At 72.1% G+C, this 16400-nt stretch carries 20 protein-coding genes; 3 read left to right on the top strand and 17 right to left on the bottom strand.

Annotated elements, in window-relative coordinates; genetic code table 11:
- From E1281_RS12155 to E1281_RS12120, 8 genes are all read right to left on the bottom strand, one after another.
- Positions 1-783: geranylgeranyl reductase family protein (locus tag E1281_RS12155; RefSeq protein WP_131877444.1), on the bottom strand; the 783-nt coding region annotated here is incomplete at its 3' end.
- Between the two features lie 13 nt (positions 784-796).
- Positions 797-2065, bottom strand: coding sequence for a transposase (locus tag E1281_RS12150; RefSeq protein WP_243716873.1), 1269 nt, complete (start codon positions 2063-2065; stop codon positions 797-799).
- Positions 2066-2177: 112 nt separating this feature from the next.
- A complete protein-coding gene (locus E1281_RS12145; RefSeq protein ID WP_131877442.1) occupies positions 2178-2816 on the bottom strand; it encodes a hydrolase in 639 nt (212 codons plus the stop codon).
- Positions 2813-3232 (bottom strand): CBS domain-containing protein, encoded by a 420-nt coding sequence (locus tag E1281_RS12140; RefSeq protein WP_131877440.1) that lies wholly within the window; start codon positions 3230-3232, stop codon positions 2813-2815. The genes E1281_RS12145 and E1281_RS12140 overlap by 4 nt, the downstream gene beginning before the upstream one ends.
- Positions 3233-3285: 53 nt before the next feature.
- Positions 3286-4194: a PAC2 family protein gene (locus E1281_RS12135; protein ID WP_131877438.1), complete on the bottom strand. Its 909-nt coding sequence runs from the start codon at positions 4192-4194 to the stop codon at positions 3286-3288.
- Between the two features lie 80 nt (positions 4195-4274).
- Positions 4275-5225 (bottom strand): CbbX protein, encoded by a 951-nt coding sequence (gene cbbX / locus E1281_RS12130; protein ID WP_243716871.1) that lies wholly within the window; start codon positions 5223-5225, stop codon positions 4275-4277.
- Positions 5222-5650 carry a ribulose bisphosphate carboxylase small subunit gene (locus E1281_RS12125; RefSeq protein WP_131877436.1) on the bottom strand — a complete coding sequence of 143 codons (429 nt, stop codon included), beginning with the start codon at positions 5648-5650 and terminating at the stop codon, positions 5222-5224. Before E1281_RS12125 ends, cbbX begins: the two co-directional genes overlap by 4 nt.
- A complete protein-coding gene (locus E1281_RS12120; RefSeq protein ID WP_131877434.1) occupies positions 5650-7083 on the bottom strand; it encodes a form I ribulose bisphosphate carboxylase large subunit in 1434 nt (477 codons plus the stop codon). Before E1281_RS12120 ends, E1281_RS12125 begins: the two co-directional genes overlap by 1 nt.
- A gap of 206 nt (positions 7084-7289) precedes the next feature.
- Between E1281_RS12120 and E1281_RS12115 the strand changes: the two genes are divergently transcribed.
- Positions 7290-8216, top strand: a complete 927-nt coding sequence (locus tag E1281_RS12115; RefSeq protein WP_131877432.1) for a LysR family transcriptional regulator — start codon at positions 7290-7292, stop codon at positions 8214-8216.
- Here the strand turns inward: E1281_RS12115 and E1281_RS40185 are convergent.
- Positions 8173-8349, bottom strand: coding sequence for a hypothetical protein (locus tag E1281_RS40185; protein ID WP_165958878.1), 177 nt, complete (start codon positions 8347-8349; stop codon positions 8173-8175). The two genes, E1281_RS12115 and E1281_RS40185, sit on opposite strands and share 44 nt — an antisense overlap.
- A 122-nt stretch (positions 8350-8471) precedes the next feature.
- Here E1281_RS40185 and E1281_RS12110 point away from each other — a divergent pair, with 122 nt between their 5' ends.
- A complete protein-coding gene (locus tag E1281_RS12110; RefSeq protein ID WP_131877430.1) occupies positions 8472-9647 on the top strand; it encodes a saccharopine dehydrogenase NADP-binding domain-containing protein in 1176 nt (391 codons plus the stop codon).
- Here the strand turns inward: E1281_RS12110 and E1281_RS12105 are convergent.
- Both E1281_RS12105 and E1281_RS12100 read right to left on the bottom strand, forming a co-directional pair.
- Positions 9634-10791 (bottom strand): sensor histidine kinase, encoded by a 1158-nt coding sequence (locus E1281_RS12105; RefSeq protein ID WP_131877428.1) that lies wholly within the window; start codon positions 10789-10791, stop codon positions 9634-9636. The two genes, E1281_RS12110 and E1281_RS12105, sit on opposite strands and share 14 nt — an antisense overlap.
- Positions 10788-11444: a response regulator transcription factor gene (locus E1281_RS12100; RefSeq protein ID WP_131877426.1), complete on the bottom strand. Its 657-nt coding sequence runs from the start codon at positions 11442-11444 to the stop codon at positions 10788-10790. The genes E1281_RS12105 and E1281_RS12100 overlap by 4 nt, the downstream gene beginning before the upstream one ends.
- Positions 11445-11641: 197 nt before the next feature.
- On the opposite strand from E1281_RS12100, the gene E1281_RS12095 reads away from it, so the two are divergent.
- Positions 11642-12628: a phosphoribulokinase gene (locus E1281_RS12095; RefSeq protein WP_243716869.1), complete on the top strand. Its 987-nt coding sequence runs from the start codon at positions 11642-11644 to the stop codon at positions 12626-12628.
- Positions 12629-12757: 129 nt separating this feature from the next.
- Here E1281_RS12095 and E1281_RS12090 read toward each other — a convergent pair whose 3' ends face one another.
- The 6 genes from E1281_RS12090 to E1281_RS12065 form a co-directional block, all read right to left on the bottom strand.
- A complete protein-coding gene (locus tag E1281_RS12090) occupies positions 12758-13816 on the bottom strand; it encodes a potassium channel family protein (protein WP_131877424.1) in 1059 nt (352 codons plus the stop codon).
- 90 nt (positions 13817-13906) lie between these two features.
- Positions 13907-14257 carry a hypothetical protein gene (locus E1281_RS12085; RefSeq protein WP_131877422.1) on the bottom strand — a complete coding sequence of 117 codons (351 nt, stop codon included), beginning with the start codon at positions 14255-14257 and terminating at the stop codon, positions 13907-13909.
- A 61-nt stretch (positions 14258-14318) separates the two neighbouring features.
- A complete protein-coding gene (locus E1281_RS12080) occupies positions 14319-14777 on the bottom strand; it encodes a peroxiredoxin (protein ID WP_131877420.1) in 459 nt (152 codons plus the stop codon).
- A gap of 112 nt (positions 14778-14889) precedes the next feature.
- Complete coding sequence (locus E1281_RS12075) at positions 14890-15318, bottom strand: DUF3052 domain-containing protein (protein WP_131877418.1); 429 nt, start codon at positions 15316-15318, stop codon at positions 14890-14892.
- 260 nt (positions 15319-15578) lie between these two features.
- Positions 15579-15986, bottom strand: a complete 408-nt coding sequence (locus E1281_RS12070; protein ID WP_131877416.1) for a YjbQ family protein — start codon at positions 15984-15986, stop codon at positions 15579-15581.
- Positions 15987-16091: 105 nt separating this feature from the next.
- A complete protein-coding gene (locus E1281_RS12065) occupies positions 16092-16289 on the bottom strand; it encodes a DUF1918 domain-containing protein (protein ID WP_131877414.1) in 198 nt (65 codons plus the stop codon).
- Positions 16290-16400: the final 111 nt, after the last annotated feature.

Here is a 16400-nt window from a genome sequence, read left to right as displayed (position 1 = left end):
GTGGGGGCGGCGGCTGAAGCCCATGGGCAGGGCGGCGCCGCGCAGGGGCCCTGTGGCGTTCTCCTCGGTGAAGCCCCAGGCGGGTGGGAGCGGGGCCAGCCAGTTGGTGAGGAGGCTTCGGTAGTCGGGGTGCTCCGTGCGGAGCAGGGCGACGCCGACGTTGCAGGTGCCGTCGCCCATCCCAAAGACCCAGCCGTAGCCGGCGGGAACCAGGTCGAGCCAGATCTCCAGGTACGGGTCGTCGTGGCGCGGGCTGCGGAAGTAGCACCTGCCCGCGATGCCGATGGGGCGGTCGCGGGACGGGCGCAGGCCAAGGGCCACCGAGAGCCGGGAGGAGGCACCGTCGGCGGCAACGACCAGGCGGGCCTCGTGGGTGCCCTTGTCGGTGTGGACGCCGGTCACCCTGCCGTCCGGCTGGAGGGGTCCGGTGACCTTGGTGTTCTGCTGGACGGTCGCTCCGGCGGCGGTGGCCTGGCGGACGAGGACGTCGTCGAAGTCGGCCCGGGTACGGGTGAGGCCGCGCCCGTCCGGCCAGTCGAGTTCGAGGCTGCGGCCGGCGCCGATGAGGCGGATGCCCTGGTTGGGGAACCAGCCTGGGGCGGTGAGGTCGATGCCGAGGGTCCGGAGTTCCTGGACGGCGCGGGGCGTGAGGCCGTCGCCGCAGACCTTCTCGCGGGGGAAGGACGACTTCTCCAGGACGAGGACGTCCAGGCCGGAGCGGGCGAGGTGGCAGGCGACGGCGGATCCGGCGGGACCGGCGCCCACAACGATGACGTCGCGCATCACAGGTTCCGAGTCAGCTTCTCGGCCGTGAACGGCCGAGTTTGCGGCTCGATCGTGCACGCTTCGTTGCGCTCCCCTTCACCACCGGCTGTGGCCCTGGGGTCGCATCACCTTTCCCCTGTACCGGGGCCGGGTCGGGCATGCTGACGAATGCCCAAGCCGTGCGTGCCCGCTGACGGACGTTCACGGCGGCGATGTGGTCGGCCGGGCCAGCGAGCCCGCACCGACGACAGGAAAAGCGGTCCCGGGCGGGACGATTGCCTCGCGCGACATGCCCGCAGCGCGGGCATGTCTGCGAGGTGTAGGCCGGGTCCACATGCAACAACGGCACCCCGGCCCGCTGGGACTTGTAGGCGATGGCGGTGCCGAGCTGGTGGAAGGGCCAGGTCGACAGCGTGGCCCGCTGGTGCCGCTTGAGCCGTACCCGGTCCCGGATCCCACTGAGTTCTTCCAGTGCGATTCCGCGTCCGGTGCGTTGGGCATCGGCCACGATCTGTTTGGCGATCCTATGGTTCACGTTCGCGGCATGGCGGCCCTCCCGCGCCCTGCGCCGCGACAGGCGGCGGGCCGCCGAGCGCGACCCGGCCGCCTTCTTGCTCTGCAGTTCGGCCCGCCGCCGTGCCTGCGCCCGCCGGTACCTGCTCAGGCCCTTGCCCTGGTAGTTGGTGCCATCGCAAGTGGTGGCCAGGTTCACGATCCCCCGGTCCACACCGATCCAGTCGACCGGGTCGAACGGCTCAGCTGCTTTGATCTCGCAGGTGGCGTACAGGAACCATTTGCCGTCCCGGTACACCAGGTCCGACTCGCCCTTGCGGCGGGTGGCCAGGGTCTTCAGGTGGGACGGGTGGCCGGTGAACGCGATGCCCTGCACCCGGCCGTGCACGGTCCAGATCGACACGGTGCGGGCATCGGTCTGCCAGGACAGGCAGCGGTCGTCGAACGGCTGCGCGGCCAGGTCACCGAAGGTGATTGGCTTGGAGGCGGCCTTGCGGCGGCGTTTGGAGTTCTCACCGCCCAGCAGCCCGGCGTCGATCTGAGCGTGCAGCGTGGTGTAGGCGTCGGCGGTCTTGCGGATCACATGCAACGCCGGCTGCGCCGACAACCCGGCCGCCTTCAACTCGGCATAAACGAGCTTTTGCAGCCCGGCGCGGGAGAACACCTTCTCCCGGTAGGCCGTGGCCGAGACCCGGTTGGCCAGGGCGTTGCACGTTTGCAGGGTCGCGCTCAGCGCCGAGGCTTGCTCGGACGTCGGCAGCAGCTTCACCTGCATCACCAATTTCACCCCGACATCGTAACATAGTGTATCCACACAGTCACGGTCGGCTCAATTTCTCGACTTTCGGTCGGCTAGCTAGAGCCCCGCAACACACTGGGAGCATTCCTTTCGGCCCTCGTCAAGGACCGGGATTCCTCGCTAGAAGCTTGTTGAACCAGTCGGCGGCCTGGATGGTTACCTCTTCCAACGCGCCGGGCTCCTCGAAGAGGTGAGTGGCGCCGGAAACGACGTGGATTTCCGAAATGTCGAGGGACTTGGCCGCCAACTCGTTGAGTTGCCGGACCTCGGGGTCACCGCCGCCGACGATCAGCAGGACGGGGGCGCGGACGCGCGGCAGGGACGGGCCCGCCAGGTCGGGGCGCCCGCCCCGGGAGACGACCGCGCCGATCCGCGGGCGGGCGGCGGCAGCGGCCAGTGCGGCGGCGGCGCCCGTGCCGGCGGCGGACAGGCCGATGGGGAGGCCGGCCGTGTGCGGGGCGGATTCGAGCCCCTCGGTCAGCCGGTCGACCGCGCCGATCAGGCGGAGCGTCAGGAGCTCGATGTCGGAGCGGAGGGCGGCGGTGACGCGGTCGAGCCGGTTCTCGTGCTCGGTGAGCAGATCGATCAGCAGCGTCCCGATCCCGGCGGCGTTGAGGCCGTCCGCGACGTCGCGGTCGCGGGGGCCGCCGCCGTGCGCGCACAGGACGACACCGTTCGCGCCGTCCGGTATCGCGAGGTCGCCGGGCAGCTCGGCGTCCTCCAGCTTCAGTGTGATCACGTGTTCGGCGGCTCCGCGCTGATGTCGGCGAGGGCCGACCTCTCGTCGCGCTGGACGGCGAGGTCGCCGATCGAGACCATGCCGATCGGGCGGTCGCCGTCCACGACGGGGATGCGGCGGACGCCGTGCTCCCGCATCAGCCGCACGGCGACGTTCGCCTCGTCCCCCGGCGCCACGGTGATCATGTTGGTGCTGCAGATGTCGGCGACGGCCGTGCCGGACATGTCCTTCTGGACGGCGACGGCGCGGACGACGATGTCGCGGTCGGTGACCAGGCCACGGAGCCGCCCCTCGTGGACGACCAGGACGTCCCCGATGCCGTGCTGCCGCATGAGGTCCCCGACCTCGGACAGGGAGGTGTCCGGGGACACCGTCACGGGCGCCGGCGTCATCACTTCGTTCACCTTCTGGGCCATGAGCGAGCCTCCCCCCTCGGGGCCTCGCCTACCCAGCGCTCACCGGGATATGTCTAGGCCGGCGAGTCGGGTCCGTCCTGCTCGGCGAGGAAGCGCTCGAACTGGGCGCCGAGCTCGTCGGCCGTGGGCATGTCCGCCGATTCGGCGAGGAGGCTGTCGCGTTCGGCGGCCCCGGCGAACGCGTCGTACTGCTGCTCCAGGGCCCGGACGACCTTCTCCACCTCGTCGTTGCCGTCGACCTGCTCGGCGATGTCGGCGTCGGTCGCCTCGGCGGCCTCGCGGAGCCGCTCGACGGGGAGCACGAGCCCGGTGGCCTCGACGACGGACTCCAGGGCGGCGACCGCCGCGGCCGGGTAGGCGGACTGGGCGAGGTAGTGCGGGACGTGGACGGCGAGCCCGACGGCGTCGTGGCCCGCCTCGCCGAGCCGCAGTTCAAGCAGGCCGGCGGCGCTGCCGGGGACCTGGACCTTGTCGAACCAGGAGTTCTTCGCGATCAGCTCCGGCCGGGTGGCGTGCGAGGTGATGCCGACCGGGCGGGTGTGCGGGACGCCCATCGGGATGCCGTGGAAGCCGACGACCAGGCCGACTCCGAGCCGCTTGACCAGGTGCTGGACGGCCGCGGTGAAGCCTTCCCAGAGCCGGTCCGGCTCGGGCCCGGACAGCATCAGGAACGGGCTGCCGGCGTCGTCGCGCAGCAGCCGGACGACCAGCTCGGGCGTCTCGTAGGAGGCCCAGTGGTCGCGGTCGAAGGTCATCGGCGGGCGGCGGGCCCGGTAGTCGATCAGTGAGTCGACGTCGAAGCGGGCGATGACGCGGTGCTCCAGCGCCTCCAGGAGGTGCTCGCGCACGAGCTGCCCGGTGGATCCGGCGTCCACGAAGCCGTCGAGGCTGTGCAGCAGCACCGGACCCGTCATCTCCGGCAGGTCGGCGTCGAGCTCGTACAGATCCTCAGGGTTAAGCAACTTCTCCCCCACCTCTACATGTCGTCGGTCCCAACATTAGGACATGCGGAGGCTCATCCCCGGTTCGGACGTGACGCCGGTCACCGGAAGACGCGGCTGGCGAGGAAGTCTTCGGGGTGGAGGGTGGTGAGGTCGTCGCGTCCGACGTCGCCGTCCCGGGCCAGGAGCCGGTTGGCGTGGCGGAGGCGGGCGCGTTCGATGGCGTTGCGGACGGAGCGGGCGTTGGCGAAGCGGGGCTGCGCGCGGCGGCGGGTGAGGTAGTCGCGGAAGACGGGCTCGGTCTCGGGGGCCAGGCCGTAGCCCTCCCGGTCCATCATCAGGCGGCCGATCGCCTCCAGCTCGTCCGGCTCGTAGTCGGGGAAGTCGATGTGGTGGGCGATGCGGGAGCTCATGCCGGGGTTGGACGCGAAGAAGGAGTCCATGCGGTCCTTGTAGCCGGCGAGGACGACGACCAGGTCGTCCCGCTGGTTCTCCATGACCTGGAGGAGGATCTCGATGGCCTCCTGCCCGTAGTCGCGTTCGTTCTCGGCGCGGTACAGGTAGTACGCCTCGTCGATGAACAGGACGCCGCCCATGGCCCTCTTGAGGACCTCCTTGGTCTTGGGGGCGGTGTGGCCGACGTACTGGCCGACGAGGTCGTCGCGGGTGACGGAGACCAGGTGGCCGCGGCGGATGTAGCCGAGCCGGTGCAGGAGTTCGGAGAGCCGCAGCGCGACGGACGTCTTGCCCGTGCCGGGGCTGCCGGTGAAGCACATGTGCAGGCTGGGGCGTCCCGAGTCGATCCCGAAGCGGGCGCGGACGCGGTCGACGAGCAGGAGCGCGGCGATCTCCCGGATGCGGGTCTTGACGGGGGCGAGGCCGACGAGCTCGCGGTCGAGGGCGTCCAGGACGCCGTCGACCTGGGAGTCGGCGCGCTCCTTGGCGAGGTCGACCCGGGCGCCCGGAGGGAGCGGCTCCCCGGTGGCGGGAGCCTGGGAAGAGTCCACCGGGGAGCCGTTCTGGCGCATCCCGAATCCGGGGCGGTCGCTCAACGTCCCGCCTCGTACCGGTCGCCCTCGGCCCGGTCCAGCGCGTAGGGGTGCAGGGTGTAGCGGACGCGCCGGTCGGACGTCTCCGTGCGGTCGAGGCGGAAGCCGGGCTCGTCCGCCGGCCGCTGGACGATGAACTGCAGCGCGGTCGTCTGCCGCCCGTAGCTCGCGTCGTAGGCGTTCAGGCGGATGTAGTGGCCCGGGTACGCCCTGCGGCACTCGTTGATCTCGAACAGGACGCCGGCCGGGTCGGCGAGGTCGAACATCGGCAGGCCCCACATCTCCCAGTAGGAGTTGCGCGGGTGCGGGTCGTCGGTGAACTCGACCGAGCACGGCCAGCCCTGGTCGAGGGCGTAGGCGACCTGCTTGGTGATCTCCTCGTCCGTGAGGTCGGGCAGGTAGGAGAAGGTGCCTTGGGTGATCCGCATCAGAGGCTCACAGGGGTTTCGACGACGTCGGGGGTGTCGGTGGATTCGTAGGTGAAGGTGATGTCGCCCCAGGTGGACAGGGCGATGTCCAGCTCGCGGCTGTTCTTGGCGGCGGCGCGGAGGATGTCGGGGCCCTCGGTGAGGTAGTCGCGGCCCTCGTTCCGCGCCTTGATCATCGCTTCGAGCGCGACGCGGTTGGCGGTGGCGCCGGCCGCGATGCCCATCGGGTGGCCGATGGTCCCGCCGCCGAACTGGAGGATCGAGTCCTCGCCGAGGTAGTGCAGGAGCTGGTGCATCTGGCCGGCGTGGATGCCGCCCGACGCGACGGGCATCGTGCCCGGCATCGACGCCCAGTCCTGGTCGAAGTACAGGCCCTTCACCGGGTCGGCCTCCACCTTGTCCAGGCGCAGGGTGTCGTAGTAGCCGCGGACGCTGTTGGGGTCGCCCTCCAGCTTGCCGACGACCGTCCCCGCGTGGATGTGGTCGACGCCCGCCAGCCGCATCCACTTGGCGATCACGCGGAAGTTGACGCCATGGCTCTTCTGCCGCGTGTACGTGGAGTGCCCCGCGCGGTGGAGGTGCAGGATGACCCCGTTGGCCCGTGCCCACCTGGCCATGGACTGGATCGCCGTGTAGCCGATGGTGAGGTCGATCATCACGATGACGCTGCCGAGTTCCTTGGCGAACTCCGCGCGCTCGTACATGTCCTCCATCGTCCCGGCGGTGACGTTGAGGTAGTGGCCCTTCACCTCACCCGTCGCGGCCTGCGCCCTGTTCACGCCCTCCATGCAGTAGAGGAAACGGTCGCGCCAGCGCATGAACGGCTGGGAGTTGATGTTCTCGTCGTCCTTGGTGAAGTCCAGGCCGCCGCGGAGCGCCTCGTACACGACACGGCCGTAGTTGCGCGCCGACAGCCCGAGCTTCGGTTTGACGGTCGCGCCCAGCAGCGGACGGCCGAACTTGCCGAGGTACTCGCGCTCCATGACGATGCCGTGCGCAGGCCCCTGGAACGTCTTCACGTAGTGAGTGGGAATCCGCATGTCCTCTAGGCGCAGCGCCTTGAGGGCCTTGAAGCCGAAGACGTTCCCGATGATGGACGACGTCAGGTTCGCGATCGACCCCTCCTCGAACAGGTCGAGGTCGTAGGCGATGTAGGCAATGAACTGGTTCTCCTGCCCTGGCACGGGCTCCACCCGGTAGCACTTGCCCTGGTAGTTCTCGTAGGAGGTGAGCCTGTCCGTCCACACCACCGTCCAGGTCGCGGTGGACGATTCGCCCGCGACGGCCGCGCCGGCCTCCTCCGGCGGCACGCCCTGCTGCGGCGTGATCCGGAAGGCGGCGAGGATGTCGCTGTCCTTCGGCTGGTAGTCCGGACGCCAGTAGCCCATCTCCGCGTAGGGGATCACGCCCGCCGACCATCTGCCCGAGCTCATCGCCGCTCTCCTTCAGCCTGAAGCCTGGATGGCGGGGCGCGGCGCCCCGCCCCGTGAAGGACGGCATGTCCCAGGGGATCCGGGTGAGGCGCCGCGTCCCGGCCACGTGGAACCGTGGACGAGTCGAGCTTGGCTCCCCGATACTTGCGATGTCCATCAAGTGTTCTCGGGCTACCATCAACCATTCACTTGATTAAGGAGGCCACGTGACCGAGGCGCGGCTGCGGACGTTCGTCGCCCTCGCCGACACCGGGTCGGTGCGGGCCGCGGCGCGGCGGCTGTACGTGACCGAGTCGGCGGTGTCGGCGGCGGTCGCGGCGCTGGCCCGCGAGCTCGGCGTCCCGCTCGTCCGCAAGGAGGGGCGCGGGCTCCGGCTGACCGCCGCCGGGGCCGTCTACGCCGGGTACGCGCGGCAGGTACTCGGGCTGCTCGAAGAGGGCCGGGCGGCGGCGCGCGGGGCGGCCGACCCGGGGCGCGGGCCGCTGCGGCTGGCGGCGGTGACGACGGCCGCCGACCAGCTGCTCCCGCAGCTGCTCGCCTCGTTCCGGGCGCGCCGGCCCGGCGTCGAGCTGGCGCTGGAGGTGGGGCCGCGCCGCCAGGTGTGGAGCAGCCTCGCCGCGCACGAGGCCGACCTCGTGCTCGCCGGCCGCCCGCCCGGCGACGTCGCCGCGACCGTGCTCGCGCGGCGTCCGAACGAGCTGGTCGTCGTGGGCGCCCCGGACCTCGCGGAGGGGTTCGCGCTGGCCGCCACGCCGTGGGTGATGCGCGAGCCCGGCTCGGGGACCCGGGCCAGCGCGGACGCCTACCTGGCCGAACGGGACGTGTCGCCGCCGCGGCTCGTCCTCGGCTCGAACGGCGCGGTGATCGCCGGCGCGGCGGCCGGGCTCGGGGTGGCGCTGGTGTCGCGGGACGCCGTCGGCGCCGAGCTGGACGCGGGCCGCCTCGTCCTCGTCGACGCGCCCGGGATGCCGCTGGACCGGCCGTGGCACGCGGTCGCCGGGGCCGCGCCGACCGCGACGACGCTGCTGTTCGTCCGGCACCTGCTCGACGCCCCCGGCTGGCGGCCCGCGCCCCCGGGGCCCAGGGACGCTACGGAATGCTCCACAGCGACACGGACAGCAGGGCCAGGCTGACGGCGATCAGGAACATCGCGACGGATCGCCCGCCCTCGCCGCCGGGCACCGTCTCGCCGCGGGCGACCAGCAGCAGGAAGCCGGCGAAGAAGCCCGCGGCGACGACGTCCATGGCCACGGCGAGCCCGGTCACGGCTTCCTCCCGCTCATCCGAGCAAGCCTAGATGAGTGTGGTCGCTCACATCCGCGACTCGGCGTGCATGGCGGACGGCCACCACGACAGAATCGGATTCGGAACCGTGAAAGGGGCCTTCGATGACCGACCGCCAGTACGACGTCGTCCTGTTCGGCGCCACCGGCTTCACCGGCGCCCTGACCGCCGAGTACCTGGCCGAGCACGCCGGCCCCGGCACGCGCTGGGCCCTGGCCGGGCGCAACCGGGCCAGGCTGACGGCCGTCCGCGACCGGCTGGTGAAGCTGGACCCGGCGTGCGCCGACCTGCCGCTGCTGCACGCCGACACCGATGACACCGCCTCGATCGAGGAGATCGCGCGCTCGGCGCGGGTCGTGATCACCACGGTCGGCCCCTACGTCAAGTACGGCGAGCCCCTCGTCGCGGCGTGCGCGCGCGCCGGTACCGATTACGTCGACCTCACCGGCGAACCGACGTTCGTCGACCGGATGTATGTGAAGTACCACGAGAAGGCCGTGCGCAGCGGTGCGCGGATCGTCCACGCCTGCGGGTTCGACTCGATTCCGCACGACCTCGGCGCCTACTTCACGGTGAAGCGGCTCCCGGAGGGCGTCCCGCTGCACGTCGAAGGCTTCGTGCGCGCCCGCGCGGACGCGTCCGGCGGGACGCTGCACTCAGCGATCGGCATCTTCGGCGACCCCGCCGGCATGATGCGCGCCGAACGCGAGCGGCGCCGGGTGGAGGACCGGCCCGCCGGGCGCTCGGTGCGCGTCTCGCGGCGCCCGTCCCCCAAGGCGCGGGTCGGCGGCGGCTGGACGCTGCCGATGCCCAGCATCGACCCGCAGATCGTCGTCCGTTCGGCGGCGGCGCTCGACCGGTACGGCCCGGACTTCTCCTACGGCCACTACGTCGCCGTCAAGCGGCTCGCCACCGCCGCCGGGATGGCGGCGGGCGCCGGCGCCCTCGTCGGCCTGTCCGCGCTCCGGCCGACGCGCGGCCTGCTGCTCCGGCTGCGCGCACCGGGTGAGGGCCCGTCGCCGGAGCAGCGCGCCCGCAACTGGTTCAGCGTGAAGTTCGTCGGCGAGGGCGGCGGCGAGCGCGTCGTCACCGAGGTCGCGGGCGGTGACCCCGGCTACGGCGAGACCGCCAAGATGCTCGCCGAGTCGGCGCTCTGCCTCGCCCACGACGACCTCCCGGAGACGGCCGGGCAGGTCACGACGGCGACCGCGATGGGCGACGCGCTGATCGGGCGGCTGCGCGAGGCCGGGATCGCCTTCCGCGTCCTCACGACGGACTGACCGCGCCCCGGCTGCGCCCGGGGATGGGGATGACGGCCTCGACGGCCGTCCCGGCGCCGGGCCTGCTCGTCACCGAGACCCGCCCGCCGAGCAGCTCGGCGCGTTCCCGCATGCCGCGCAGCCCGTAGGAGTCGGGACGGGGGCCGCGGCCGTCCGGCGCCGGCACCTCCCGCACCGGGAACCCGGTCCCGTCGTCGGTGACCTTCAGCCTGACGCGGTCGCGGTAGTGCTCCAGCAGCAGGTCGACGCAGGTCGCGGACGCGTGCCGCAGGCTGTTGCCGACCGCCTCCTGCGCGATCCGGTACAGCGCGGTCTGCACGTGGTCGGGCAGCGCGTCCTCCAGCTCGCCCTCGACGGTGACCGTCACGTCGAGCGGACCGGCCGGGCCGGGACCGTCCCCGGCCTCGCGGGCGAGGGTGGCCAGGGCCGCCGACAGGCCCAGATCGTCCAGGACGGGGGGCCGCAGCCCGCCGATGGCGGCGCGGGTCTCGGCCGCCGCCAGTTCGCAGAGCCGGCGCGCCATCATGATCTGCGCCAGCCCCTCGGGATGGTGCTCGGGCAGCGCGCGCTCGGCCGCCGACAGGTGGAAGCCCAGGCTGGCGAGTCGCTGCGCGATGCCGTCGTGGATCTCCCGGCTCAGCCTCGACCGCTCGGCCTCCTGCGCCTGCACCGCCCGCTCCGCGAAGCGCTCGGCGGCGTGCTCGCGCTCGCGCGCGGTGCGCAGCCGGCGGCACGAGCACAGCACGGGCGCGAACAGCCCGGCGAGGGCGGTGGCGAGGGCCAGGTCCTCGGGCGGCGCCGGCCCGGCGGAGCGGACGTCCAGCACCGCGATCACGGTTCCCTCGCTGTGCACGGGGATCGCGGCGCCGCGCCCGTCCGCGTGCGGGCGGACGCGGCCGTGGGCCGCGGCCCACCCGACCTCGCCCTCCCCCAGCGGGACGGGCGGGCCGGACCATTCCAGGACGCGCCGGTCCTCGGCCAGGACGTAGACGTCGCAGAACGTCAGCGCCCGCGCCGACCGGACGACGAGCCCGGCCAGCTCCTCGGCCATCCGGGGCAGCTCGCGGTCGGAGCAGGCCACGGTCACGATGCGGACGAGCAGGTCGGTTCCGCGGCCGGCGAGCAGCTCCAGCGGCGCGGTCACCGGAACAGCCCCTCGCGCAGCGCGACCGCGATCGCGGCCGACCGGTCGGTCACCTCGAGCTTGCGGTAGAGCGCGCGCAGGTGGCTCTTGACAGTCTCCTCGCTGAGGACGAGCCGCGCCGCGATCGCCTTGTTGGACAGGCCGCTCACCAGCAGCGACAGCACCTCGCTCTCGCGCTGCGTGAGCCCGCGGTTGGCGCCCGGCCAGAACTCGCCGCGGGTGAGCCTGGCGGCGGTGACGGCCATCCGGCCCGCCAGCGTCGGGTCCACGACGGTCTCGCCCTGCGCGACCTCCTCCAGGCGCCGGACGAGCTCCGGGCCGTCCACGCGCTTGAGCAGGTACCCGCCCGCGCCGGCGCGCAGCGCCTCGAAGACGTACTGCTCGTCGTCGTACACCGACAGGAACACCACCCGCGCCTCCGGAACCCGCCCGGTGAGCACGCGGCACAGGTCGAGTCCGCTCTCCGGGCCGAGCCGCACGTCCAGCAGGACGACGTCCGGGCGCAGCGTGGTCACCAGCCGGGCCGCCTCGTCTCCCGTCCCCGCCTGCCCCACGACGCGCACGCGCCCGGAGAACCCGGCCAGCATCGCCTGCAGTCCGGCGAGGATCATCTCGTGGTCGTCGACCAGGACGACACGTACGGGGACACCCATTCCGGCACGATAACAACCGGAAGCTACTCACCAGTAGGCCAATGGTCCGGCGGATGTGGGCGCAGGTGCGAGGGCAGGCGTGGAGGGCGCCTCCGGCTTTTCACCCCCCTCCTCCCCTGATTGGGGGACGAGCCGCCCGCCGGGACGCCCTACTCTCCTAGGCGAAAACTGAATTCCGCAGGACGGAGGAGCAGAAGGTGCCCCATCGGATCGTGCATATGCTCCGGGCGCGCGGGCCGGGCCGCCGCCCCGTCATGCTCGCCATCGCGGGGGACAGCGCGGCGGGCAAGACAACGCTCACCAGGGGGCTCGTACGGTGCCTGGGGGCCGACCGGATGACGGCGGTCTGCGTGGACGACTACCACCGCTACGACCGCGCCGAACGGGCCGGAAAGCCGTTCACGGCCCTGCACCCCGACTGCAACCACATCGACATCATGGAGCAGCACCTGCAGCTGCTGTCGATGGGCGAACCGATCCTGAAACCGGTCTACGACCACTCCACCGGCCGGCTCGTCCGCCCCGAACTGGTCGAGCCCCGGGACTTCGTGATCGTCGAGGGCCTGCTCCCCCTGCACACCCGGCTGGCCCGGGCCTGCTTCGACATCACCGTCTACCTCGACCCGCCGGAACCGCTGCGGCACTCGTGGAAGGTCCGCCGCGACTGCGACAAGCGCGGTTACACCCCCGAGCAGGTCATGGCGGAACTGGAGCGCCGCGAACCCGAGAGCGCCGCCTACATCCGCCCCCAGCGCAAGCACGCCGACATCGTCGTCCGCTTCGCGCCCGTCGCCGGCCGGCTCGACCCGCCCGGCACGCCGCTGTCCGCCGAGCTGCTGCTGCGCCCGACGATCGACCACCCCGACCTGGCCGGCGTCCTGGACGGCGGGCCCGGCGACACGGGCCTCGGCAGCACCGAGACGGCCATGCACCTGCGCCTGCACCGCGACACCGACGGCCGCCCCGTCGACGCCCTGCACGTCCACGGATACGTCTCCCCCGAGGAGTCGCAGGTCGTCAAGAAGGCCATCCTGGAACGCCTCGGCCCCCGCGCCGGCACGGCCCTCCCCGACCCCGGCGTCCTCGGCCGCCTCGGCGACACCGGCACCAGCGACCCGCTGGCCATCACCCAGCTCCTCCTGCTCTACCACCTGCTGGACGCCGACCACCGCCAAGCCGCTTGACCCCGCGGGTGCGCGGGGAGGCCCCGGGGCTCGTGGACCTGTGGCTCCGGGCCGCGCGCACGCGGCAACCGGGAGGGCGCCCCAGCGGGCGCGAGGGCGCCCTCCCGGCCATCTACCCGACTCGGCCGCTCACAGTTCGTGCCAGGGGATCTCGGGACGGTCGGCTGCGACCACGGCGAGCGACTGGCCGCCCCGGATCATCTCGTCCGGGCTCGCGGTGAGGCGGAAGCCCGCGTCCGGCCGATGCGAGTCGCCGACGGCCAGGAGGGTCCCGCCGCGGCGCAGGAGGAAGATCGCGACGTCCATCCGGGACCACGCGCCGGCGTCGTCCGGGATGTCCACGCGGTAGAGGGCGCCGTCGGTGTCCAGGGTGCTGGCGAGATTGTGGTAGATCGCGGCGATGCCGGGGTTGCGGATCGCCGCCGCGACCACGGCGGAATCGTCGATGTCGACCGGCTCGATGTCGGAGCCGATCAGCGCCAGCGCCTCGGTGATCTCCGCGCGGCGGTTCCCCTCGTGCACCCCGGCCAGCAGATGGACGGGCGGATCGCCCTTCTTGCGCAGGTACGCCTCCACCCCCAGCATGACCCGGACGGTCTCGTCGTCGTTGTGGCCGATCACGACGACGGCGCGGGCGGCCTCCAGGCACGCCCGCTCGTAGGCGGTCCCGTCGAACGCGACCACGTCGTACAGGTCGGGGTCGGGGTTCTCGCCCGTCAGCTCATCCGGCCAGAAGATCGCGACGACGTCCGTCTTCGCGAACTCCACGTCCGCGCGGAGCTGGCCGATGATGGTCCGCAGCCCGTCACGGTGGTAGCCGACCATCACGATGTGCCGGCGCTTGTGCAGCTGCGCCTGGCCGTTGGCCCTCATCGCCCGTCCCTTTCCCATCCAGAGCGTGAGCTCGGCGAACATCACGAGCCCGGCGGTGAGCCCGGCCACGATGATGAGCACGCCGCCGATCCGCCCGCCGGTCGTCGCCGGGCTCAGGTCGCCGTACCCGGTGGTCGTGCCGCTGACGAGGAAGTACCAGATGTACTCGTCCGGCCTCTTGATCTCGGCACCGGGCTCCTCGAACACCGCGATCAGCAGCCAGCCCGTCAGGAAGGCCGCGAGGAGCACCAGCGCGGGGACACGCCAGGACCGCCCGGTGATCCGGGTGACCAGGCGCATCAGCACGATCGGCATCCGCGCAGCGTGGCAGGGCGCGAATCACCACGTCAAGTATCGGAAAGCCCTGCGCACGGCCGCCGCCCGCCGGGGCGCACCGCCGCGCGATCAGCCCGCGGGGCCCCGCTTCAGGACGCGGCTGAGGGCCGCGGCGACCTCCTCGGAGAGGTCACCCTCGGAGGAGTCGGAGGAGGCCGCCTGCGCGGCGCCGGAATGCACCAGGTCGCCGGGGGCGGCCTCGCGGGTGTGGCCGCAGTCGCGGCACTCGACCTCGCCGAGCCGGCACACCAGCGCGGCCGCGCCGCAGCCCGAGCAGCGGTCGAGATCGTCGGCCCAGTCGTGAGCGGTCTGGCAGCCGGGGCAGATCAGTACCTGGCGGTCCGCCCGGACCCCGCGCCTCCACGGGCTCGCGCCCCGGACAGGGTCGGTCTGCCGCGCCCCGCAGCGGAAGCAGGGCATCACACCTCCACACGGTGCGGGGGCCGGTTCCGGCCACGTGGCCGGAACCGGTCCGGTTCGCTCAGAGCCCGGCGAGCGCCTTGCGGTACTCGTCGATGTCGCGTGCGTCCGGGATCGCGTTGACGACCTTCCAGCGGACCACGCCCTCGGTGTCGATGACGAAGGTTCCGCGCACGGCGACCCCCTTGCCCTCATCGAACACGCCGTAGCGCTGTGCCGTCCCGCCGTGCGGCCAGAAGTCCGCCAGCAGGGGGAACGTGTACTTCTCCTGCTCGGCCCAGGCGCGCAGCGCGAACATCGAGTCGACCGAGACCGCCAGAACCTGCACGTCATCGCCGCCCAGCGTGGGCAGTTCGTCCCGGATCTGGCACAGCTCCCCGGTGCAGACGCCGCTGAACGCCAGCGGGTAGAACACCAGGACGACGTTCTTCTCGCCGCGGAAGTCCGACAGCTTCACCGGTGTGCCGTGCTGGTCCTTCAGCTCGAAGTCCGGTGCGCCGTCGCCTACCTCTACCGCCAAAGCCTCTCCCGCGATTCAGCCCCGCTCCGGGCGGGGTCATGGCCCGTCCCCCACGGACGTGGGGGACGGGGCCAGTCTGCCACCCCGCACGGCCCGCGGTCGGGCGCCGGGGCTACTTGCGGACCTTGGGCGCGACCAGCCGCGTCCCCGACCACTCCTTGGCGGCGCTGACGCTGCTGGTCTGCGACAGGCCGGCCGTCTGCGCGGCCTCGCCGATGTCGCTCGGCTCCACATGCCCGTCCCGGCCCGCCTTCGGCGTCAGCAGCCAGATGTTGCCGCCGCCGGTGAGCGGGATCATCGCGTCGGTCAGGCCCTCGAACAGGTCGCCGTCCTCCTCGCGCCACCACAGCAGCACGACGTCGACCACGTCCTCGTAGTCCTCGTCGACGAGCTCGTTCTCCGTGACGGCCTCGACGGATGCGCGGAGCTCCTCGTCGACGTCGTCGTCGTAGCCGATCTCCTGCACCACCTGGCCCGCCTTGAGGCCGAGCCGTTCGGCCAGGCTGCGCTCAGACTGCGCCTGACCCGCGGTCGCGCTCACGAAAGTCCTCCCATTGTCGTCAGTCCGCACGGTGCCGTGCACTTCTCATTTCGCCCCCTGGACGGGTGCTCGTCCCGCACCTGTGCGTTGTTTGCGGGACAGTTCACACAAGTGAGGGCCCCTAGCGCAAGTGTCTTCCCGGCTTTTGGTGGCCTCATTGACCCGAATACGGGGATCGGCGTGACAAGATCTCCACCGAGCGTGACAGCCCGCCGTCATCCTTGCGCCTCGTGGGGAGCGAACCCACCGGCTCGCCTCGCTCATCCTTCAAGGAACGACAGCCGGACCTGGCGGTCGGGGTTGTCCACGTTGAGGTCGACCAGCGCCACGGACTGCCACGTCCCCAGTGCGAGCCGCCCGCCGACGACCGGAAGGGTCGCGAACGGCGGGACGAGCGCGGGCATCACGTGCGACCGCCCGTGCCCCGGCGAGCCGTGCACGTGCCGCCAGCGGTCGTCCGCAGGCAGCAGGTCGCCGAGGGCCGCCAGCAGATCGTCGTCGCTGCCGGCCCCCAGTTCGATGATCGCCACGCCGGCGGTGGCGTGCGGGACGAAGACGTGCAGCAGCCCGTCGCCGCCCGCCGACGCGGCGAACCTCTCGCATTCGGCCGTGATGTCGTGCACGGCGTCGCGTGTGCCGGTCGCCACCCGGACCACGGTGCTCTCCATGAGCCCGTGCATACCCGATCCGCGGCACAGGACGCCTCCCGGACCGCATGGATCTCCTGGTCCGGGACCGGCACGGACCCCCCGGCCGGTGCGGTGCCCGGCCCGCTAACGGGACAGCTGCCCCTTGGGCTCGACGACCGCGTCCGGCCCCGGGTAGACGAGGGTCTCGTGGCCGTCGTCGAACCGGACCAGGAACGGCGGGCCGCCGTCCCGGCCCCGGACCTCGATGATCTCGCCCTGCCGGTCGGCCTGCCCCACGATGTTGCCGTGGACAAGCAGCCGGTCTCCGACACGCCCGTTCATGGCTCCTCCGATCTCGTCGGGAAAATCGGCTCTCCCAGGGTGCGTACCCCGGTTGACCGGGGAGAATGGTTACCGGTTGGTAGAGATGCGTTAGCCGTCATAAACGGCGAC

Origin of the sequence: Actinomadura sp. KC345 (assembly GCF_004348515.1) — a bacterium.
GTDB lineage: Bacteria > Actinomycetota > Actinomycetes > Streptosporangiales > Streptosporangiaceae > Spirillospora.
Note: the sequence above shows the minus strand (reverse complement) of the source record. Positions and strands in the feature narration are given on the sequence as shown.